A 20,418-nucleotide genomic window follows, 5' to 3' on the forward strand; every position below is an offset into this window, starting at 1 on the left:
GTGAACTAAGGAGATTGTCACATGGCTATGTGGGGCGCAGATGTTACTCAGCTCAAGGCACTGGGAACCAAGTTGCAGGCCGGCGCGCAGGAGATCGATAACCAGCGGTCGCTGCTGACCAAGGCCCTGGCGGCCACCGACTGGAAGGGCCCGGACGCCGACAAGTTCCGTAACGACTGGTCCGGTGAGCACACGGCCAACCTGAACCGGGTGTCGCAGGCCCTGCAGCAGGCCAGCCAGATGGCTACCCGTAACGCCAGCGACCAGGAAAGCGCTTCCCTCCGCTAAGCACGCTTCGACGAAAGGCCCGGACGCACCGCGTCCGGGCCTTTTGCGTTCCCAGGTTCCGGCGGGTCCGGCCGGTGAACGGACAACGTCGGTGATGTAGGGCAGGATAGGTCTGTGAGCACAGGGAAGACAGCAGCAGAGACCGAAACCCGCAGCGCTGACGAGGAACTGGTCCCCTCCGAAGCCGTCCGGGCGGAGTACGAGGACCTGGTCGAGGCAGTCCGGAAGCACCGCTTCGCGTACTACCAGGAGGACGCCCCGACCATCTCCGACGCCGAGTTCGACGAGCTCTTCCGGCGGCTGGAGACCATCGAGGCCATGCACCCCGAACTCGTGGCCAACGATTCCCCCACCCAGGAGGTGGGCGGCGAGGTCTCCGCCGCGTTCGCCGCCGTCGAACACCTGACCCGGATGTACAGCCTCGAGGACGTGTTCTCGCTCGAGGAACTGGAGGCCTGGATCGCCAAGGCCGAGGCCGGGGTCGCCAAACTCGGCAACGGTGGCAACCCGCCGTCGTGGCTCACTGAACTCAAGATCGACGGCCTGGCCGTTAACCTGCTGTACCGCGACGGAGTACTGGTCCGGGCGGCCACCCGCGGCGACGGCTTCACCGGCGAGGACATCACCCACAACGTCCTGACCATCAAGGAAATCCCGCAGCAGCTCACGGGCGCGAACTTCCCGGCCGAGATGGAAATCCGCGGCGAGGTCTTCATCCCGTCCAAGGCATTCGCGGAATTCAACGAGGCCCTGATCGAGGCCGGCAAGGCGCCGCTGGCCAACCCGCGCAACGCCGCCGCCGGCTCACTGCGGCAGAAGGACCCGGCGGAGACCGCCAAGCGGCCGCTCAAGATGTACGTCCACGGAATCGGGGCCCGCGACGGCCTGGAGACGGTCAGCCAGTCGGACACCTACCGGCAGCTTGCCGACTGGGGCCTGCCCACCAGCCCCTACTTCGAGGTCCTGCCCGGCCTGAAGGAAGTGCTGGACTTCATCCGGCGCTACGGGGACAAACGGCACAGCCTCAGCCACGAGATCGACGGCATTGTGGTCAAGGTGGACGACCTCGCCACCCAGCGTGCTCTGGGCTACACCTCGCGGGTCCCGCGCTGGGCCGTGGCGTACAAGTACCCACCCGAAGAGGTCAACACCAAGCTGCTGGACATCGCCGTCAATGTCGGCCGGACCGGCCGGGTCACGCCCTTCGGCATCATGGAGCCGGTCAAGGTCGCCGGCTCCACCGTCAGCATGGCCACCCTCCACAACCAGGACGTGGTCAAGGCCAAGGGCGTCAAGATCGGAGACATTGTTGTGCTCCGAAAGGCAGGGGACGTCATCCCCGAGATTGTCGGGCCGGTGCTTGCGCTCCGGGACCAGCAGGACCCGCCGGTCCGGGACTTTGTTATGCCCACCGACTGCCCCTCCTGCGGTACACCGCTGGCACCCGGCAAGGAGGGCGACGTGGACATCCGCTGCCCCAACGCCCGTTCCTGCCCGTCGCAGCTGCGCGAGCGCGTGTTCCACGTGGCCAGCCGCGGAGCCTTCGACATAGAGGCGCTCGGCTGGGAGGCCGCGATCGCCCTGACCCAGCCCACCGAACCTGAGGTCCCGCCGCTGAGCACAGAGGCGAATCTGTTCCGGCTCAAACCCGAAGACCTCGCCGGGGTCCGGATCCGCCGCGAAAAGCGCTCCAAGGGCGTGCCCACCGGCGAATTCGAGCTGGTGCCGTACTTCTACACCAAGGGCACAGCCAAGGCGCCGTCCAAGCCGACGGCCACCACCGAAAAGCTGTTCAGTGAGCTCGAGAAGGCCAAAACCCAGCCGCTCTGGCGGGTCCTGGTGGCGCTGTCCATCCGGCACGTCGGACCCCGGGCGTCCCGGGCCCTGGCCACCGCGTTCGGCACCATGGACGCCATCCGGCAGGCGTCCGAGGAGCAACTGGCCAACGTCGACGGCGTGGGCCCGGTCATCGCCGTGGCGCTCAAGGAGTGGTTCGCCGAGGACTGGCACCGCGAAATCGTCGACACCTGGGCCGCCGACGGCGTCCGGATGGAAGACGACCGCGACGAGTCCACCCCGCGGACCCTCGAAGGCCTGACCGTGGTGGTCACCGGCAGCCTCGAAGGGTTCAGCCGGGATGAAGCCAAGGAAGCAATCCTCATCCGCGGCGGCAAGGCAGCCGGTTCCGTCTCCAAGAACACCAGCTACGTCGTGGCCGGGGAGAACGCCGGGACCAAGCTGGACAAGGCAGAGCAGTTGGGCCTTCCCGTCCTTGACGAGGACGGCTTCCGCGCCCTGCTCGCCGGCGGCCCGGCCGCCCTCGGCGGCGACGCAGACGCCGACGCCGACGCCGACGCCGACGCCGGGACAGCCGACGCGGCGGACGCGGACGGAGACGACGGGGAAGCCACCGAATGACCGCCGGCACGGAGCAATTCCCCACGCCTGCTGCGTTTCTGGCGCTGGCGCGGGAGGCTGCCGCCGCCGGTGCCGCGGTGCTGGCCGGCCGGAGCGCCGAGGCGCTGGGCGTGAGTAACAAGGGTGACTCGGGGGACTGGGTGACGTCCTTCGACCTCGCCGCCGAGGCCGCCGTCCGCGACGTCATCACTCGGGCCAGGCCGGGGGATGCGATCACCGGCGAGGAAGGCGGCACCGTCCGGCCGGCGGATCCGAGCGGGTTCCGCTGGTCCGTCGACCCCCTGGACGGCACCACCAACTTCATCCGCAACATCGTCTACTACGGAACCTCCGTGGCGGTGGCCGGCCCCGACGGCACTTGGCTGGCCGGCGTCGTCCACGCCCCCGCGCTGGGCCGGGTCTACTACGCCTCCCGCGGCCAGGGCGCCTGGCTGGAACAAGGAGGGCAGCGGACCGCCCTCAACGGACCCGTGCCGGGCCGCTCCGGCCAGATCCTGGCGACCGGGTTCAGTTACGATCCGGCGGTCCGGGCCGAACAGTCCGCCGCACTCGGCGGGCTTATGGATGGCTTCGCCGACGTCCGGCGGCTCGGGTCGGCGGCGCTGGATCTGTGCCTGGTGGCGGACGGCACCCACGATGCCTACGGTGAGCGCGGCCTCAACGAACACGACTTCGCCGCCGGTGCGCTCATCGCGGAGGAGGCCGGCTGCTGGGTGCGCCGCCCGCGGCTGACCAGCGTCCTCGACGGCGGCCCGTCCGACGACGAACGGCTCGCCGCCTGGACCTGCGCCGGACCCCTCGAACTGTCCGGCACGTTCCCGCTCTGACCGGTGTCCGCCTGATAGTTCGGTCACGGAAACCCCCGGTTGGCGGGCCGCGGGTCCCCGCCCCCCGTACCATGGACTGGTGCATTCGCAGATCCTCATTCGTCCCGCCGTCCCGGCCGACTACGACGCCGTTGCCCGCATCACCCGGGACGCCTACCTGGCGGCAGGCCACTTTGAAGACGGCGACCACCCGTACATGCAGGAAATCCAAAAGGTCGCCCAGCGGCACGAGAACGCGACCATTTGGGTGGCGGAACGCGCCGGCCGGATCGTCGGGTCGGTGACCCTCGCCGTCGCGGGGGAGCCCTACGCCGACATCGCCCGCCCGGACGAACTGGAATTCAGGATGCTCGTGGTGGACCCGGCAGTACAGCGCAGCGGCGCCGGCAAGGCCATGGTGCAGGCCATCATTGAACACGCCCGTTCGCTGCCCGGCGTCACCGGGGTGGCCCTGACCACCGGCCAGACCTGGGAAAGCGCCCACGGCCTCTACCGCTCATCGGGTTTCCGCCGCGTCCCGGAGCGCGACTGGTTCGTGCCGAACACGGACATCAAGCTCCTCGTCTACCGCCTGGACCTCTAACCACCCGCGCCCGACCCGGTAGGGTGTGCAGTCAGAGCATCATCCCCTGACGCACGCCCGCAAGCGCCGAGTACAGCTGGAGGATCCATGGCCCCGCACATCCCCGAAACCCTGGACAAGAAACTGCTTGGCCTGTATCTCTCCGACCACCTGACCGGCGCCACCGCCGGGCTGGGCCGGATCGAACGGATGGCCGGGGACTTCACGGACACCCCGTTCCGCGCCGAGCTCACGGCTCTTGCCGCCGAAATCCGGCGTGAACGCGACATGCTCCGTGGCGTGATCCATGACCTGGGCATCCGCCAGCGGCCGCACCGGCAGGCCGCGGCCTGGCTGGCCGAACGCGCCGGACGGCTGAAACTCAACGGACGCCTGCTGAGCCGGTCGCCCATGACGCTGGTCCTGGAGTCCGAACTGATGCGGGCCGCGGTGCTGGCCAAGATCGGCGGCTGGCAGACGCTGGAGGAGCTGGCCCCGGAACTCGGGCTTGAGGCCGCCACGTTCGCCAACCTCACCGCCGAAGGCCGGGCCCAGATCGCCACCCTGGACCGCGTCCACGACCACGCCCGTAGCCAGGCGTTCCGCAAGGGCCGCGACGTCACCGGCTGACGGCTGGAACCCGCACCGCCGCCGTCGGCAGGCTAGCCTGCGTCCGCTATCCGGCCGCCCCGGCCGGCACCCCGTAGCGGTGCTCGGGCCGCCCGGTGGTGCCGTAGCGCAACTGGATGTCGACGGCGCCGTCGTCCGCCAGCGCCGACAGGTACCGCTGGGCCGTCGCCCGGGAGACCCCTACGCGGGACGCCACCTCCGCCGCCGAATACTGTTCCCCGGGCTCCAGGGACTCCAGGACCGCCGCCTCCGTGGCGGAGCGCGGCCGGGCCGAAGGTGCGACGTCGCCCGGAATGAGGGCACGTTTGGCCCGCTCCACGGTCTCCTGTGACAGGTTGCCGGGCTGGGCCAGGATCCGGCGGTAGCGGGCGTAGGAGCGCAGCTGCTGGGACAAGGACTCGGACGTGAACGGCTTGAGCAGGTAGCCAAGGGCGCCACGCCGGAACGCGACCCGGATCGAGGCAGCGTCCGAGGCGGCACTGAGGATCATCGTGTCAACGTCCAGCTGGTGCAGCAGGTCCAGGCCCGAGGCGTCCGGCAGGTAAACGTCCAGTAGCACCAGGTCGGGCCGGAGGCTGTGGATGGACTGCAGGGCCTGCGACGCCGAGCCGGCCGGCGGCAACGCCAGGAACCCGGCCACCGAGTCCACGTAAGCCGCGTGCAGCTTGGCGACGTGGAAGTCATCGTCCACAATCAGGACCCGGAAATCTTCAGACAACGTTGTCTCCTTCTGTACTGTCGCCTACTTCTGTATCAACGGATGCGGCTCCGGCGACCGTCCCGGGGAGGACCGCCATAAACACCGCGCCGGGGCCGCCCCGCGAACCCCGTTCCAGCACCACCACATCCCCGCCGCGGCGCCGGGCCAGCTGCCGGGCCAGTGCAAGTCCCAGCCCTTGGCCGGCCCCGGCCCGGGCGGGTCGCTGCGCGGTGGTAAAACCCTCGGCGAAGACCCTGTCATCGGCATCGGCATCCGGCTGGCCCGCGGCTGCCGGGAGTCCGTCACCGGAATCGCCCACAATGATGTGCAGCGTGCCTGCCGCACCGCCGTCGGCGGGTTCGTCCAACACTTCCACTTCCACCCAGCGGTCGGCCGCGGCGCCGGCGACGGCGGCGTTCACTGCGTTGTCGATCAGGTTGCCCAGCACGGTGGTCACCTCCTGGGGCTCCACCACGTGGCCGCGGACCAGGGTCTCCGGGCCAAGCCGCAGGCTGACCCCACGCTCGTCGGCTTCCACGCCCTTCGCGCCGAGGAACGCCTGGAGGTAGGTGTCCTGCAGCAGCTCGGCCTGGTCCACCGGGAACTTCAACGGCCCGGTCGCCGCGAGCCGGGCAAGGTAGTCCTGGGCCTGCTGGTGCTGCCCGATGCTCATAAAGCCGGCGATGGTGTGCAGCTGGTTGGCGAACTCGTGGCGCTGGGCGCGCAGGGCGGTGGACATGGTGCCCACGGCGTCCAGCTGGCGGGTGAGCTGCTGCAGTTCAGTGCGGTCGCGCAGGGTGACCACCCAGCCCAGGTCCTCCCGGCCGTGCAGGGCCTTGCGGGCGCTGGCCACCAGCACGCGGTCCCCGGCCAGGAGTTCGACGGCGTCGCCCTCGCCGGCGTCCGGCCGGGTCAGGGCCTGCAGCGCGGCCGGCACCGGGGCTCCGGCCCACGGCGTCCCGGCAAGATCGGGCTGGTCCAGCATCCGCCGGGCCGCGGCGTTAAAGACGCTGATCCTGCCGTCGGCGGCGACGCCGATCACGCCGTCGTCCACGCCCTGCAGCACCGCGACCTGATCGTGGACCAGGGTGCTGATCTCCTCCGGTTCCAGTCCCAGCGTCAGCCGACGGAGCCGGTGCCGCAGCAGGAAGGAGACCACGCCGCCGGCCAGCAGGGCGCCCGCTGCGGTGAGGGCGATCGGCACAATGTCCCGGGTCAGGCTCTGGCCGATGGACTCGGTGGAGTAGCCCACGCTGACTTCGCCCACCACGGTGCCGGAGCCGGGCGCGTAGACGGGGACTTTGGCGCCGGCGGAGGGGCCCAAGGTTCCGGTGTTCCGGGTGGTCACTTCCTTGCCGGAGAGTGCCTCGGAGGGGTCAGTGCTGACGCGTTCGCCCAGCCGGTCGGCGTCGGGGTGGGCCAGCCGGAGGCCGGTTTCGTCGGTGATCACAACAAACAGGGCACCCGTGCGTGCCCGGGCGCCCTCGGCGGCGGCCATCAGCGGCCCCGCGAGCAGTTCAGCAGGCGGGGGAGTGCCGGTCCGGGCGCTGATCTGCCGGACTTCGGCCCGCACCGCCGGGTCCGAGGCCACGGTTCGGGCCAGGGTCAGCGCCTGGTTCTCCGCCTCGCGGCCCAGGCGCTCGTAGGTCAGCCATGCGTGCACGGCGCTGCTGAGCAGCACCACCAGGACCACAACGCCCAGCTGGAGCAGCAGGGTCTGCGTGGTGAACCGCAGGTGCCTGCGGCGTGTGAGGGCTCCCACGGCGGCCCTCCTTCAATGGTGTGGCGGCGTCAGCGGCCTGTGAGCAAAATGAGCAAAATGCGTCCAACAAGCAGTATGCCAATCAATTGAGCCAAAGGCACCTCCGTGACGCAGACCACCCTAACGTCTGTAGTGCGCATCACAGCGGAGTGGTGCGGAACACAGAAGAAGGAGCCGGCTGTGCTGGTATTACTCGGATTCGCCATGATTGCAGTCTTCATGGTGCTGATCATGACGAAGAAGCTGACGCCGGTGCTGGCGCTGATCATCGTCCCCACTATTTTCGGGCTGTTCGCCGGCGCAGGCCTCGGCATCGGGCCCATGGTCATGGATTCCATGAAGTCCATGACGTCAACGGCCGCGCTGTTGATGTTCGCCATCATCTACTTCGGCCTGATGATCGACGTAGGACTCTTCGACCCCCTGGTCCGGTTCATCCTGCGCAAGCTCGGTAACGACCCCGCCAAGGTGGTCCTGGGCACCGCGATCCTCGCCGCCGCCGTCTCGCTCGACGGTGACGGCTCCACCACCTTTATCCTCACCACCGCCGCCATGCTGCCGGTCTACCTGCGGCTGAAGATGAGCCCGGTGGTCCTGACCTGTGTGGCCGGCCTGGCCAACGGCACCATGAACATCCTGCCCTGGGGCGGCCCCACCGCCCGCGCCGCGTCCGCGCTGAAGATCAGCGTTTCCGACGTCTTTGTCCCGATGATCCCGTCGCTGATCGCCGGCCTCGTCGTGGTGTTCGTCTTCGCCTGGCTGCTGGGCCTGCAGGAACGCAACCGCCTCCGCGCCGTGGCCCCGGAAATCTGGGCCGAGGGCGCGAAGTTCGACGGCGGCACCCCTGCCGGCGGCACCGGCACCGGCGTTAGCGGCTCGGGACGTTTTGGTTTCGGACGCAAGTCCGCCACCCCCGCCGGCGGAGCCCCCGCCGCGGGCGGCACCGGCGTCGCGGTCCTGGAACGCACCGAGGACCTTGTGGACGAGCGCGATTCGGCCATGGCGGACACCGCCCTGGATCCCAACCGCAAGACCCTGCGCCCCAAGCTGTTCTGGTTCAACCTCGGCCTCACCGTCGCCGTGATGGTGACCCTGGTTGCCAACATCGTTCCGCTGCCGTTCGTCTTTATGGTCGGCGCCGCGATCGCCCTGCTGGTCAACTTCCCCAACGTCAAGGACCAGGGCGCCCAGCTGATCGCCCACGCCCCCTCGATCGTCGCCGTCGTCAGTATGGTCATGGCCGCCGCGGTCCTGACCGGTGTCCTCAACGGCACCGGCATGGTCAAGGCCATGTCCGAGTGGCTCGTCCAGATCATCCCGGCGGACATGGGGCCCCTGATGGCCGTCATCACCGGCGTGCTCAGCATCCCGATGACGTTCTTTATGAGCAACGACGCGTTCTACTTCGGCGTCCTGCCCGTCCTCAGCGAAACGGCGGCCCACTACGGCGTCGGTGCCGCGGACATGGCCCGGGCCTCCATCACCGGCCAGCCGTTCCACCTGCAGAGCCCCCTGGTCCCGGCCATCCTGCTGCTGGTCTCGCTGGCCAAGGTGGAGTTGGGCGACCACCACAAGAAGGTCCTGTGGCGCACCGCCGTGATCTCCCTGGTCATGCTCGGGGTAGGAGTAGCCACCGGAGCGATCGGCATCGGCTAACCAAACCAATAAAACAGAAGAAGGCAGGGTGCGGAAGATTTTCCCCACCCTGCCTCCTTCTGCATGTGGGGTGAGTCCGACATCGCTGAAGGTGAGAGCGGCACATCGGCGACGGGACGGACATCCGGAAGCGTGCGTCTAAGCGAGGTACGAGCGAGCACGCGGAGGATCGTCCGGCCCGCCGCCGAAAGGCGACCACGTCCGGCGATAAGCCGGACGGTAACCACACGCAGGGACACGTAGACTGGGACGGAAAATAATCCGAACTTGCAGGGGAGATCCATGGCTGCGATCAACCGCGACGACGTCGCGCATCTCGCGCGTCTCGCGCACATCGAGATGAGTGCTGAAGAGCTGGACAGGATGGCCGGCGAACTCGCCGTCATCGTGGAGTCGGTTAAGTCCGTCAGTGAAGCCGCCGGTGATGACGTCCCGGCCACGTCCCACCCGATCCCGCTGACCAACGTGTTCCGCGAGGACGTTGTGGGCCACACCTTCACGGCCGAGCAGGCGCTTTCCGGAGCCCCCGACGCGTATGAGGGCCGCTTCAAGGTCCCGGCAATCCTGGATGAGGACTAAGACCATGACTGAAACCACCCCCGAGCTGTTCCGCCTCTCCGCGGCAGCGCTCGCCGAGAAGCTCGCCGCCCGCGAGATCACCGCCGTCGAGGTCACCCAGGCGCACCTGGACCGCATCGCCGCCGTCGACGGCCAGGTCCACGCCTTCCTGCACGTCAACGCCGAGGAAGCCCTCGCCGTCGCCGCCGAGGTGGACGCGATCCGCGCCGCCGGCGGCCCCGCCGCCGAGGAACTGCACGTGCTCGCCGGCGTGCCGATCGCCGTCAAGGACCTGATCGTCACCGTCGGCCAGCCCACCACGGCCGGCTCCAAGATCCTCGAGGGCTGGCACAGCCCGTACGACGCCACCGTGGTGGAGCGCCTCCGCGCCGCCAAGATGCCGATCCTCGGCAAGACCAACCTGGACGAGTTCGCCATGGGCTCCTCCACCGAGCACTCCGCATACGGGCCCACCCGCAACCCCTGGGACCTGGACCGGATCCCCGGCGGTTCCGGCGGTGGCTCCGCGGCCGCCGTCGCCGCCTTCGAAGCACCGCTTGCCCTCGGCACCGACACCGGCGGGTCCATCCGCCAGCCCGGCGCCGTCACCGGCACCGTCGGCGTCAAGCCCACCTACGGCGGCGTGTCCCGCTACGGCGCCATCGCCATGGCCTCCTCCCTGGACCAGATCGGCCCGGTCTCCCGCACCGTGCTGGACTCGGCCCTGCTGCACCAGGTAATCGGCGGCCACGACCCGCGCGACTCCACCTCCCTGCCCGACCCGCTCGAGGACCTCGTGGCCGCGGCCCGGACCGGCAACGTCGAGGGCATGAAGATCGGCATCATCAAGGAACTCCACGGCGAGGGCTACCAGGCCGGCGTCGAGAACCGCTTCAACGAGGCGCTGGAGCTGCTCAAGGGCGCCGGCGCCGAGATCGTCGAGGTCTCCTGCCCCAACTTCAAGTACGCCCTGGGCGCCTACTACCTGATCATGCCCTCGGAGGCCTCCTCCAACCTGGCCAAGTTCGACGGCGTCCGGTTCGGCTTGCGCGCGCTGCCCGAAGAGGGCCCGATGACCATTGAACGCGTTATGGGGGCCACCCGCGCCGCCGGCTTCGGTGACGAGGTCAAGCGCCGCATCATCCTCGGCACCTACGCCCTGAGCGCCGGCTACTACGACGCCTACTACGGCTCGGCCCAGAAGGTCCGCACCCTGATCCAGCGCGACTTCGACGCCGCGTTCGCCCAGGCCGACGTGCTGATCTCCCCGACGGCGCCGACCACGGCGTTCAAGCTCGGCGAGAAGCTCAACGACCCGCTGGCCATGTACCTCAACGACGTCGCCACGATCCCCGCCAACATGGCCGGGGTTCCGGGGCTGTCCCTGCCCGGCGGCCTCGCCGACGAGGACGGGCTCCCCGTGGGTGTGCAGCTACTCGCCCCGGCACGGCAGGATGCCCGGTTGTACCGCGTCGGTGCCGTCCTCGAGTCGCTGCTCGAGGCGCAGTGGGGCGGACCGCTGCTGGAGAAGGCCCCCTCACTGACTGACGCCGACGCCGATTCTTCCACCGCTGCCACGGCCCTGAGCCACGGAGGTTCACACTAATGACTGATGCAACCCTCAGCTTCGAAGAGGCGATGGAGAAGTACGATCCCGTCCTGGGCTTCGAGGTCCACGTGGAGCTCAACACCAAGACCAAGATGTTCTCCTCCGCCCCGAACGTCTTCGGCGACGAGCCGAACACGAACGTCAACGAGGTGGACCTCGGGATGCCCGGCGTCCTGCCGGTGGTGAACAAGACCGCGATCGAGTCCTCGATCAAGATCGGCCTGGCGCTGAACTGCAAAATCGCCGAGACCTGCCGCTTCGCCCGGAAGAACTACTTCTACCCGGACACCCCGAAGAACTTCCAGACCTCGCAGTACGACGAGCCCATCGCCTACGACGGCTACCTCGACATCGAGCTCGCCGACGGCACCGTGTTCCGCGTCGAGATCGAACGCGCCCACATGGAGGAGGACGCCGGCAAGCTCACCCACATGGGTGGCGCCGCCGGCCGCATCCAGGGCGCGGACTACTCCCTCGTGGATTACAACCGTTCCGGTGTGCCGCTGGTCGAGATCGTCACCAAGCCGATCGAGGGCGCCGGCAGCCGTGCGCCCGAGCTCGCCAAGGCCTACGTCGCCGCGGTCCGCGAGATCGTCAAGAACCTGGGCGTCTCGGACGCGAAGATGGAACGCGGGAACGTCCGCTGCGACGCCAACGTCTCGCTGCGCCCGCACGGCCGCGAACGCTTCGGCATCCGCTCGGAGACCAAAAACGTCAACTCGCTGCGCGCCGTCGAACACGCCGTCCGCTACGAGATCCAGCGCCACGCGGCCGTCCTGGAATCCGGCGCGCCGGTGGTCCAGGAGACCCGGCACTGGCACGAGGACACCCGCTCCACCACCTCGGGCCGGCCGAAGTCCGACGCGGACGACTACCGCTACTTCCCGGAACCGGACCTGGTGCCGGTTGTCGCCTCGCGCGAATGGGTCGAGGAGCTCCGGGCCACCCTGCCCGAGCCGCCGGCCGCCCGCCGCAAGCGCCTGCAGGCCGACTGGGGCTACTCGGACCTTGAATTCCGCGACGTCGTCAACGCCGGTGTCCTCGACGAAATCGAGGAGACCATCGCCGCCGGTGCCACCGCCACCGTGGCGCGTAAGTGGTGGATGGGCGAGATCGTGGGCCGTGCCAAGAACGCCGACGTCGACCCCGGCCAGCTCGGCGTCGCCCCGGCCACCATCGTGGAACTGAACGCGATGGTCGAGGACGGCAAGATCAACAACAAAATGGCCTCCGAGGTGCTGGACGGCGTGCTCGCCGGCGAGGGAACCCCGGCGGAAATCGTCGAAAAGCGCGGCCTGGCCGTGGTCTCCGACGACGGGCCGCTGCTTGAGGCCATCGACCAGGTCCTGGCCGCCCAGCCCGGCGTCGCGGACAAGATCCGCGCCGGCAAGCTGCAGGCCATCGGCGCAATCGTTGGCGGCGTTATGAAGGCCACCCGCGGACAGGCTGACGCCGGCCGCGTGAAGGAACTGATCCTGGAGCGCCTGGGCGTCGAAGGCTAAGCACCCCGCCGCCCCGGAACGGGACGTCAGGCAACAAGCTCGGTCATGATGGTCTGCAGTGCATCGCAGACCATCATGACCGATGCGCGTTTAAGGTTCTCCGGCCGTGCCAGGATGTCGATCCGGCGCCTGGTGCTGATCCCCTCGAGCGGCTTGAGCACAATCTCCGGGTTCAGCACCGGCCGGGCGGTGTGCCGCGGCAGCAACCCGATCACGCTGCCGGCGGCCACCAGCGCCGCGACCGTGGAGTAGTCGTTGATCCGGTGCACGATGTTCAGCTCGCGGCTGGAAACCGCGGCCACCGCGGAGAGCACGTCCGCGGGGGAGTAGCCGGTGTGGCTGGTCACCCACGGTTCGCCGACGACGTCGTCCGCGGTCACCGCCCGCTGCCGGGCCAGCCGGTGCCCGGCGGGCAGGGCCACGTCCAGCGGTTCGTGAGCCAGCGGAATCACCGCGACCCGTTCCTCCGGCCAGCGCGGGCTGTGGTCCATCCGGTGCGCGAGGACCAGGTCATAACGTGCTGTCAGGGCCGGGAAGTCCTGCTGCGCGACGTCCTCGTCGGAGAGCAGGAGCCTGGGCTGGTCCGGACCGGCCAGGAGCCTGGCCAGCGGCGCGAACAGGGCCTGGCCGGCACTGTGGAACCCGCTGAGCGTGACCGGCCCCACCGGGGAGCCGTGGTAGGCGCCGATCGCCGTCCGCGCATCAGCCATCGCGCTCACCACGGCCGCACCGGCGTCCGCGAGCACCTGCCCGGCCTCGGTCAGGACGAGGTTCCGGCCCTCCTTCCGGGTCAGCGGGACCTCAACGGACCTTTGCAGCGCGGCCAGCTGCTGCGACACCGCCGACGGGGTGACCAGCAGGGTCTCGGCGACGGCTTTGACGCTGCCCAGGGCGCCGAGTTCGCGCAGCATTTCAAGCTGGTGGATTTCCATCCCACCATCCTATGCGCAAGGTAAAACTAAATCGTCGATTGAGAAAATTCTGGTTGTGCTAACGCTTTGGGGCGGGTCTAATGAGGTGAGTTGTCCCACACGCGCCGCCGCCCAGGCCGGCCATTCACAGTAAGGCAGGCCCATGAAGGCTCTCTACAAGTCCGGCGCCCACGCGGGATTCGAACTGGTTGACCGCCCGGAACCGGAAACCGGCGCCGGTGACGTCAAGATCCGGGTCATGACCACCGGCATCTGCGGCACGGACCTGCACATCCAGTCCTGGGACGCCTGGGCGCAGGGCATCATCAACGCGCCGCTGATCGCCGGCCACGAGTTCTACGGCGAGGTGGTTGAGGTCGGCGAGGACGTGATGGACGTCAAGGTCGGCGACCGGGTCTCCGGCGAGGGCCACATCGTCTGCGGCATCTGCCGTAACTGTCGCGCCGGCCGCAAGCAGATGTGCATCAACACCGTCAGCGTCGGCGTGCAGCGCGACGGCGCGTTTGCCGAGTACGTCGTCATCCCGGAGACCAACGTCTGGGTCCACCACGACCCCTCCGTGACCCCCGAGCTGGGCGCGATCTTCGACCCGTTCGGCAACGCCGTCCACACCGCCCTGAGCTTCCCGCTGGTGGGCGAGGACGTGCTCATCACCGGCGCCGGCCCCATCGGCCTGATGGCAATCGCCGTCGCCCGCCACGCCGGGGCCCGGAAGATCGCCATTACGGACGTCTCCGCCCCGCGCCTGGAGCTGGCCCGCCGGCTCGGCGTCGACCTCGCCATCGACGTCTCGAAGATGCGGGTCAAGGAGGCCCAGCGCGAACTGGGCATGCGCGAGGGCTTCGACATCGGCATGGAAATGTCCGGCCACCCCACGGCCCTGCCTGAGATGATCGACAACATGAACCACGGCGGCCGGATCGCGATGCTGGGGCTGCCCAGCCAGTCCATCGACATCGACTGGGGCAAGGTGGTCACCCACATGCTGACCATGAAGGGCATCTATGGCCGCGAGATGTTCGAGACCTGGTACGCCATGAGCGCCATGCTCTCCTCCAACCCGGTCCTGCACGCCAACATCTCCGCGGTGGTCACGGACACCCTGCCCGCCGCCGACTGGGAAAAGGGCTTCGAGATCGCCCGCGCCGGCGTCGGCGGAAAAGTCGTCCTCGACTGGACCGGCTTCTAGGTCCTGTCCGTTTCCGGTACCGTACAAAAACTTCACCCCTGCTGAGGAGCCCAACCAATGTATTCAGCCATCAAGGACCAGCTGCGGCACGAACTCGACGAGATCCGCGGCGCCGGCCTGTTCAAGACCGAACGGCACATCGACTCGCCGCAGGCCAGCCACATCAAAGCCGGCCAGCTCGGCCAGGGCAGCGCCGACGTGCTGAACTTCTGCGCCAACAACTACCTTGGCCTCGCGGACCACCCCGAGATCATCGCCGCCGCCAAGGACGCCATGGACGAGCGTGGCTTCGGCATGGCCAGCGTCCGCTTCATCTGCGGCACCCAGGACCTGCACCTGGCCCTCGAACAGCGGGTGTCGGCGTTCCTGGGTACCGAGGACACCATCCTCTTCTCCAGCTGCTTCGACGCCAACGGCGGCGTCTTCGAGTCGCTCTTCGGCCCGGAGGACGCCATCATCTCCGACGCGCTGAACCACGCCTCCATCATCGACGGCATCCGGCTGTGCAAGGCCCAGCGCTTCCGCTACGCCAACCAGGACATGGCGGACCTGGAAGCCCGGCTGATCGAAGCCACCACGCAGGAGAACCCCGCACGACGCAAGATCATCGTCACCGACGGGGTCTTCTCGATGGACGGCTTCCTGGCCCCGCTCGAAGCGATCTGCGACCTCGCCGAAAAGTACGACGCCCTGGTGATGGTGGATGATTCCCACGCTGTTGGCTTTATGGGCCCCACCGGTGCAGGCACCCCGGAACACGCCGGTGTGTCGGACCGCGTGGACATCTACACCGGCACGTTCGGCAAGGCCCTTGGCGGTGCCTCCGGCGGCTACGTCTCCGGCCGCGCCGAAGTCATCGCCATGCTCCGCCAGAAGGCCCGCCCCTACCTGTTCTCCAACTCCCTGGCCCCGGCGATTGTCGCCGCCACCCTGAAGGCACTGGACCTCGTGGAGAACTCCGGAGAACTGCGCGGCAAGCTGTTCGCCAACGCCGAACTCTTCCGCCGCCGCATGGCCGAGGAAGGCTTCGACCTGCTCGACGGCGAGCACGCGATCGTCCCCGTGATGTTCGGCGACGCCGTTATGGCAGCCAAGGTGGCCGACGCGATGCTCGCCAACGGCGTCTTCGTCACTGCCTTCAGCTACCCCGTGGTGCCCAAGGGAGCAGCCCGCATCCGCGTGCAGCTTTCCGCCGCGCACAGCACCGACGACGTCGAACGCTGCGTCCAGGCGTTCGTCCGCAGCCGCGAAACGGTGGCCGCGGCCTCCTAGGGCCGGTAAAAAAGTACTGACGTGACCTCCGGACGGGTGCAAGGATGGAGGCATGTCAGCTACATACGATGTTGTGATCGTGGGCGGCGGCATCGCCGGCCTGTCCCTGGCCTCCGCCCTCGCCGGCCAGTGCACCGTGGCCCTGGTCGAGGCCGAGCAGTCGCTGGGGTACCACACCTCGGCGCGCTCGGCCCGGCAGCTGATCCCCAGCTACGGCCCGCCCGTGGTGCAGGAACTCACCATGCGCACGCTGGAGCTCATGGGCACCAAGGAAGGCACCCGGCCCGAACCGGTGCTTTCCCCGCGCCGGTTTATGCTGATCGGTGACGAGGCGTCCGTGCAGCAGCAGGCCAGCGGGTTCATGCACCGGATCAGCCATGACGAGGCCCTCGAGATCTGCCCGGCCCTCAAGCCCGACACCTTCGAGGCGGCCGGACTGGATTCTGGATCCTTCGCCTGTAACGCGTCCCTGCTGCTGGAAGACCACCGGGAGCGCGCGGTGGAGGGCGGCGTGGACATCATCACCGGCGCACGCGTCCACTCGGCCCAGCGGTTGGGAACCGGCTGGGAGCTTGGGGCCGGACAGGAAGGCCTGGAGGCCGCCGTCGTCGTCAACGCCGCCGGTGCCTGGGCGGATGAACTCGCCGTGCTCAGCGGCGTCGAGAAGCTCGGACTCCAGCCGTACCGCCGCACCGCGGCCATTGTCGACGTCGAACACCCCCTCCCGCCGGGATGCCCCATGGTCGCCTCTGCGGGCAGCTTCTACTTCCGGCCCGACGGGCGGCGGCAGGTGCTGATCTCCCCGTCCGAAACCGTGCCCAGCGGCCCCGAGGACGCCCGGCCCTACCCCGGCGACGTCGAGGCCCTGATCGCCAGGCTCAACGCCCTCACCACCATGGGGATCGGGGCAGTGAGCCGGGCCTGGACCGGGCTGCGGACCGAGGCCTCGGACGGCGTGCCCGTTGTGGGGTTCGACGCCGAGGCCGCCGGCTTCTTCTGGCTCGCCGGCCAGGGCGGCTACGGTTTCCAGACCTCCTCCGGCATCGCCGAGGTGGCGGCTGCCCTGATCCTCGCCGGGCAGGGCTCGGCGCAGCCGCTTCCGGCCGACAGTCCGGCATCCCGGACGGCCGCGGCGCTGGCCGCGACGCGGATGTCCATCCGGGCCTGAAGAATGGACCCATGAGCACCCTCATCACCAACATCGCCGAACTGATGACCCAGGACGCGGAGCACCGGGTCCTGGCGGACGCAGCCCTCGTCATCGACGGCGAACGGATCGCCTGGCTCGGCGCCGCCGCCGACGCCCCGGCGGCCGACGACGCCGTCGACGCCGGTGGCCGTGCCCTGCTGCCCGGCTGGGTGGATTCGCACACCCACCTGGTGTTCGCCGGCGACCGGACGGCGGAGTTCGAGGCGCGGATGGCGGGGGAAAGCTACAGCGCCGGCGGCATTGCCGTCACCACCGGCGCCACCCGGAGCACCGGCGACTTCGACCTCACCCGGCTGGCGCTGGGCCGCGTCGCCGAAGCCGTCGCCCAGGGCACCACCTACCTCGAGACCAAAACCGGGTATGGCCTGGACGCGGACAACGAGGCCCGCAGCGCCCGGATCGCCTCGACCGTCGCGGACGAGGTGACGTACCTGGGCGCGCACCTGGTCCCGGACGGGATGGACGCGGACGAGTACACGGACCTGGTCTGCGGTCCCATGCTTGCCGCGGTCCGGCCGTACGTGCGCTGGGCCGACGTCTTTTGCGAGCAGGGTGCCTTCACCGAGGAGCAGTCCCGTCGGGTCCTCCAAGCCGCCCGGGAAGCCGGGCTCGGCCTGCGGGTACACGGCAACCAGCTCGGCGAGGGCCCGGGGGTGCGCCTGGCGGTCGAGTTCGGGGCCTCGAGTGTGGACCACGTGAACTACCTCTCCGGAACGGACATCGACGCCCTGGCCGGCAGCTGGTCCGGCTGGGACCCGGCTGCCGGCGCCGGCCGCCGCGGCACCGTCGCAACCTGCCTGCCGGCCTGCGACCTGTCCACCCGGCAGCCGCTGGCCCCCGGACGGGAACTGCTCGACGCCGGGGTCCAGCTGGCCCTCGCCTCCAACTGCAACCCCGGAACGTCATACACGAGCTCAATGGCATTTTGCGTGACCACCGCCGTGTTGCAGATGCGGCTCAGCGTGCACGAGGCCGTCCGGGCGGCCACCTACGGCGGGGCGCTGGCCCTGGGCCGGGAGTCCGGAAACGACGCCGACGGCCAGCGTGCGGTCGGTTCCCTCGCGGTCGGGCACCGGGCAGACCTGCACCTGCTCAACGCCCCCTCCGCCACCCACCTGGCCTACCGGCCGGGCATGCCGCTCACCCACGCGGTCTGGCGAGCCGGAGTCCGCGCCCGCTGACGCACCAGCACACAGGAGGCACCCCATGGCCGGGTTCGCGAGGGAGCTGGGCATCATGCTCGATCTGCTGCGGGCCACCCGCGGCGGACCGCAAGCGCTGGCCCGGCGCCGCGACACCCGGCTCAACGCCCTGGTCCGGCACGCCAGGACGTGCTCGCCGTACTACCGGGAGCTGTACCGCGGCCTCCCGGCCGGGGACGCCGCACTTGGTGACCTGCCACCGGTCACCAAGCAGCAGCTGATGTCCCGCTTCGACGACTGGGTGACCGACCCCGCCATCACCCGGGCCGGCCTGGAAGCCTTCGTCGCCGATCCGGCCCTGGTGGGCAGCCTCTACCGCGGTCAGTACCTGGCCTGCACCAGCTCGGGAACCACCGGACACCCGGGACTGTTTGTGCACGACCCCGCGGCCGTAGCGTGTTACCGGGCGCAGGGCGTCCGCGCGCTGGCGAGCACCGCGGGCCGTCGCGGCCTCCTCCCGCTGCTGCTCCGGGTGCTGCGCCGCGGCGTCCGCACCGCCGTCGTAGTGGGTACCGGCGGCCATTTCGCCGGCGCCGTCTGGCTGGAGGCCGAACGCCGCCGCAGCCGGGGCCGACGCCGGGCCTTCCGCCTGTTCCCGGTGCAGCAGCCGCTGCAGCAACTGGTACAGTCCCTCAACGACTTCAACCCCGCCCTCCTGGTGGGCTACCCCAGTGCCCTGGAACTGCTCGCCGCGGAACAGGACGCCGGCCGGCTGCGCATTAATCCGGTCCTCGTGGAGTTCAGCGGGGAGTCCGCCGGGGAGCCGGAGCGGCTGGCCGCGTCGCTGGGTGCCCGGGTCCACAACGTCTATGCCGCCTCCGAATTCAGCCCCATCGCGCTGGACTGTCCCGCCGGCTGGCTGCATGTCAACAGCGACTGGGTGATCCTGGAACCGGTGGACAGAGACTACCGGCCCACGCCGCCGGGGGAGGCCTCCCACACGGTGCTGCTGACCAACCTCGCCAACCGCGTCCAGCCGCTGATCCGCTACGACCTCGGCGACTCGGTGGTCGCCAGGCCCGGCCCCTGCAGCTGCGGCAACCCGCTGCCCGCCATCCGGGTGGCCGGCCGGCGCGACGACGTCCTGCACTTCGCGGATGCCGGCGGCCGCACGGTCAGCGTCCTGCCGCTGGCCATCACCACCCCTATCGATGATGCCCCGGGTGTGCACCGCTGCCAGCTGGTGCAGACCGGTCCGGAGTCCCTCCGGGTGCGGCTGCTGCTCGAACCGGGTGCCGCGCCGGAGCCGGTGTGGCAGGATGTCACGGCGAAGCTTGCCGCGTTCCTGGCTGGCCAGGGCCTGCCCGACGTGGCGCTGGTCCAGGCGGACGAGCCGCCGGAGCAGCACGGGCCAAGCGGAAAGTTCCACCAGGTCATCGGGCTGAAAACCGCCGTCGTGCCTAAAAGACCATCGGGGGAGCGTCCAGCACGGTCTCATCCACCCGGCGGTCCTCCCACTGGCTGAACGGCTTGTCGAGCTCGTACTTGCCCGCCCCGGTGCGCAGCAGGGTCCTGATCTCGGCGTTGTCCGGGTTGTTCAAGGACTCGAAGTACTCCACTGACCAGTGGAACCAGCGCATGCAGAACAGCCGCATGGTCAGGCCGTGGGTGACGAACAGGGCGTTCGGCGCGTACGTGGGCTTGGACCAGTGCCGGTACAGCGTCTCCATGAACGAGGAGATCCGGTCGTAGACGTCCGAGCCGGATTCACCCTCCCGGAACCGGTAGAAGAAGTGCCCGTACGCGTTGCGGAGCTCTTTCTGGTCCTCGATGTCGCCGGCGATCTGGAAGTTGGCCCAGTCCTGCTCCCGCAGCCGCGGCTCCTCGATCACGCGTTCCACCAGGGAACCGAGGCGCAGCGCCTCCAGGGTCTGGTAGGCCCGCAGGTAGGGGGAGACGTAGACGCAGACCTTCTGCCCGTCCAGCTGGTGCCGCAGCTGCCCGCCCGCAGCCACTGCCTGCTCCACGCCGAGCTCGGTCAGCGGGATCCGGTAATCGGGCACCCGGTTATAGATCGAGGTGTCGGCGTTGGCGGCAGACTGGCCATGCCGGATCATGATGATTTTCCCGGGCGCACTCACAGGCCTAGCATAGGCGCGTG

General features: G+C 69.3%; 18 protein-coding genes. 14 read left to right on the forward strand and 4 right to left on the reverse strand.

Going from position 1 to position 20,418, the window contains the following annotated elements; all coding sequences use genetic code 11:
* Positions 1-21 precede the first annotated feature (21 nt).
* The 5 genes from AC1DHY_RS13690 to AC1DHY_RS13710 all read left to right on the forward strand — a co-directional run bounded on the left by AC1DHY_RS13690 (position 22) and on the right by AC1DHY_RS13710 (position 4,725).
* Positions 22-288 (forward strand): hypothetical protein, encoded by a 267-nt coding sequence (locus AC1DHY_RS13690; protein ID WP_476880537.1) that lies wholly within the window; start codon positions 22-24, stop codon positions 286-288.
* Between the two features lie 114 nt (positions 289-402).
* A complete protein-coding gene (gene ligA, locus AC1DHY_RS13695; protein ID WP_476879415.1) occupies positions 403-2,706 on the forward strand; it encodes an NAD-dependent DNA ligase LigA in 2,304 nt (767 codons plus the stop codon).
* The gene (locus AC1DHY_RS13700; RefSeq protein ID WP_476879416.1) at positions 2,703-3,533 is read left to right on the forward strand and encodes an inositol monophosphatase family protein; all 831 of its coding nucleotides are present in this window, start codon (positions 2,703-2,705) and stop codon (positions 3,531-3,533) included. Before ligA ends, AC1DHY_RS13700 begins: the two co-directional genes overlap by 4 nt.
* 79 nt (positions 3,534-3,612) lie before the next feature.
* Positions 3,613-4,116, forward strand: a complete 504-nt coding sequence (locus tag AC1DHY_RS13705; RefSeq protein ID WP_476879417.1) for a GNAT family N-acetyltransferase — start codon at positions 3,613-3,615, stop codon at positions 4,114-4,116.
* 87 nt (positions 4,117-4,203) lie between these two features.
* A complete protein-coding gene (locus AC1DHY_RS13710) occupies positions 4,204-4,725 on the forward strand; it encodes a hypothetical protein (RefSeq protein WP_476879418.1) in 522 nt (173 codons plus the stop codon).
* A gap of 46 nt (positions 4,726-4,771) precedes the next feature.
* On the opposite strand, the gene AC1DHY_RS13715 is transcribed toward AC1DHY_RS13710, so the two are convergent.
* Complete coding sequence (locus tag AC1DHY_RS13715) at positions 4,772-5,443, reverse strand: response regulator (RefSeq protein WP_476879419.1); 672 nt, start codon at positions 5,441-5,443, stop codon at positions 4,772-4,774.
* Positions 5,436-7,187, reverse strand: a complete 1,752-nt coding sequence (locus AC1DHY_RS13720; protein WP_476879420.1) for a sensor histidine kinase — start codon at positions 7,185-7,187, stop codon at positions 5,436-5,438. Before AC1DHY_RS13720 ends, AC1DHY_RS13715 begins: the two co-directional genes overlap by 8 nt.
* Positions 7,188-7,319: 132 nt before the next feature.
* Between AC1DHY_RS13720 and AC1DHY_RS13725 the strand changes: the two genes are divergently transcribed.
* From AC1DHY_RS13725 to gatB, 4 genes are all read left to right on the forward strand, one after another.
* Complete coding sequence (locus tag AC1DHY_RS13725) at positions 7,320-8,843, forward strand: CitMHS family transporter (protein ID WP_476879421.1); 1,524 nt, start codon at positions 7,320-7,322, stop codon at positions 8,841-8,843.
* A gap of 282 nt (positions 8,844-9,125) precedes the next feature.
* Positions 9,126-9,422, forward strand: coding sequence for an Asp-tRNA(Asn)/Glu-tRNA(Gln) amidotransferase subunit GatC (gatC, locus tag AC1DHY_RS13730; RefSeq protein WP_138769869.1), 297 nt, complete (start codon positions 9,126-9,128; stop codon positions 9,420-9,422).
* Between the two features lie 4 nt (positions 9,423-9,426).
* The gene (gene gatA / locus AC1DHY_RS13735; protein ID WP_476879422.1) at positions 9,427-11,007 is read left to right on the forward strand and encodes an Asp-tRNA(Asn)/Glu-tRNA(Gln) amidotransferase subunit GatA; all 1,581 of its coding nucleotides are present in this window, start codon (positions 9,427-9,429) and stop codon (positions 11,005-11,007) included.
* Positions 11,007-12,512, forward strand: coding sequence for an Asp-tRNA(Asn)/Glu-tRNA(Gln) amidotransferase subunit GatB (gene gatB / locus AC1DHY_RS13740; RefSeq protein WP_476903770.1), 1,506 nt, complete (start codon positions 11,007-11,009; stop codon positions 12,510-12,512). Before gatA ends, gatB begins: the two co-directional genes overlap by 1 nt.
* A 26-nt stretch (positions 12,513-12,538) precedes the next feature.
* Here gatB and AC1DHY_RS13745 read toward each other — a convergent pair whose 3' ends face one another.
* Complete coding sequence (locus AC1DHY_RS13745) at positions 12,539-13,444, reverse strand: LysR family transcriptional regulator (RefSeq protein WP_476878451.1); 906 nt, start codon at positions 13,442-13,444, stop codon at positions 12,539-12,541.
* A 142-nt stretch (positions 13,445-13,586) separates the two neighbouring features.
* Here AC1DHY_RS13745 and tdh point away from each other — a divergent pair, with 142 nt between their 5' ends.
* The 5 genes from tdh to AC1DHY_RS13770 are packed head-to-tail and all read left to right on the forward strand — an operon-like array spanning position 13,587 to position 19,782.
* Complete coding sequence (gene tdh, locus AC1DHY_RS13750) at positions 13,587-14,633, forward strand: L-threonine 3-dehydrogenase (protein WP_476878452.1); 1,047 nt, start codon at positions 13,587-13,589, stop codon at positions 14,631-14,633.
* Between the two features lie 57 nt (positions 14,634-14,690).
* Positions 14,691-15,905, forward strand: a complete 1,215-nt coding sequence (locus AC1DHY_RS13755) for a glycine C-acetyltransferase (RefSeq protein WP_476878453.1) — start codon at positions 14,691-14,693, stop codon at positions 15,903-15,905.
* 52 nt (positions 15,906-15,957) lie between these two features.
* On the forward strand, positions 15,958-17,073 hold the full coding sequence (locus AC1DHY_RS13760; protein ID WP_476903771.1) for an NAD(P)/FAD-dependent oxidoreductase: 1,116 nt from the start codon (positions 15,958-15,960) through the stop codon (positions 17,071-17,073).
* A gap of 11 nt (positions 17,074-17,084) precedes the next feature.
* A complete protein-coding gene (gene hutI, locus AC1DHY_RS13765) occupies positions 17,085-18,296 on the forward strand; it encodes an imidazolonepropionase (protein WP_476878455.1) in 1,212 nt (403 codons plus the stop codon).
* A 25-nt stretch (positions 18,297-18,321) separates the two neighbouring features.
* Positions 18,322-19,782, forward strand: a complete 1,461-nt coding sequence (locus AC1DHY_RS13770; RefSeq protein WP_476878456.1) for a phenylacetate--CoA ligase family protein — start codon at positions 18,322-18,324, stop codon at positions 19,780-19,782.
* Here the strand turns inward: AC1DHY_RS13770 and AC1DHY_RS13775 are convergent.
* Positions 19,718-20,374: a histidine phosphatase family protein gene (locus AC1DHY_RS13775; RefSeq protein ID WP_476878471.1), complete on the reverse strand. Its 657-nt coding sequence runs from the start codon at positions 20,372-20,374 to the stop codon at positions 19,718-19,720. The two genes, AC1DHY_RS13770 and AC1DHY_RS13775, sit on opposite strands and share 65 nt — an antisense overlap.
* Between the last annotated feature and the right edge of the window lie 44 nt (positions 20,375-20,418).

It is taken from the genome of Arthrobacter sp. 05L44 (assembly GCF_056397605.1).

Excerpts from the sequence above, each read along its gene's own strand:
- AC1DHY_RS13700 (WP_476879416.1), top strand. The coding sequence starts at position 2,703 with ATGACCGCCGGCACGGAGCAATTCCCCACGCCTGCTGCGTTTCTGGCG.
- AC1DHY_RS13690 (WP_476880537.1), top strand. The coding sequence starts at position 22 with ATGGCTATGTGGGGCGCAGATGTTACTCAGCTCAAGGCACTGGGAACC.
- AC1DHY_RS13710 (WP_476879418.1), top strand. The coding sequence starts at position 4,204 with ATGGCCCCGCACATCCCCGAAACCCTGGACAAGAAACTGCTTGGCCTG.
- hutI (WP_476878455.1), top strand. The coding sequence starts at position 17,085 with ATGAGCACCCTCATCACCAACATCGCCGAACTGATGACCCAGGACGCG.
- AC1DHY_RS13745 (WP_476878451.1), bottom strand. The coding sequence starts at position 13,444 with ATGGAAATCCACCAGCTTGAAATGCTGCGCGAACTCGGCGCCCTGGGC.
- AC1DHY_RS13755 (WP_476878453.1), top strand. The coding sequence starts at position 14,691 with ATGTATTCAGCCATCAAGGACCAGCTGCGGCACGAACTCGACGAGATC.
- tdh (WP_476878452.1), top strand. The coding sequence starts at position 13,587 with ATGAAGGCTCTCTACAAGTCCGGCGCCCACGCGGGATTCGAACTGGTT.
- gatC (WP_138769869.1), top strand. The coding sequence starts at position 9,126 with ATGGCTGCGATCAACCGCGACGACGTCGCGCATCTCGCGCGTCTCGCG.
- gatB (WP_476903770.1), top strand. The coding sequence starts at position 11,007 with ATGACTGATGCAACCCTCAGCTTCGAAGAGGCGATGGAGAAGTACGAT.
- gatA (WP_476879422.1), top strand. The coding sequence starts at position 9,427 with ATGACTGAAACCACCCCCGAGCTGTTCCGCCTCTCCGCGGCAGCGCTC.
- AC1DHY_RS13775 (WP_476878471.1), bottom strand. The coding sequence starts at position 20,374 with ATGATCCGGCATGGCCAGTCTGCCGCCAACGCCGACACCTCGATCTAT.
- AC1DHY_RS13770 (WP_476878456.1), top strand. The coding sequence starts at position 18,322 with ATGGCCGGGTTCGCGAGGGAGCTGGGCATCATGCTCGATCTGCTGCGG.
- AC1DHY_RS13760 (WP_476903771.1), top strand. The coding sequence starts at position 15,958 with ATGTCAGCTACATACGATGTTGTGATCGTGGGCGGCGGCATCGCCGGC.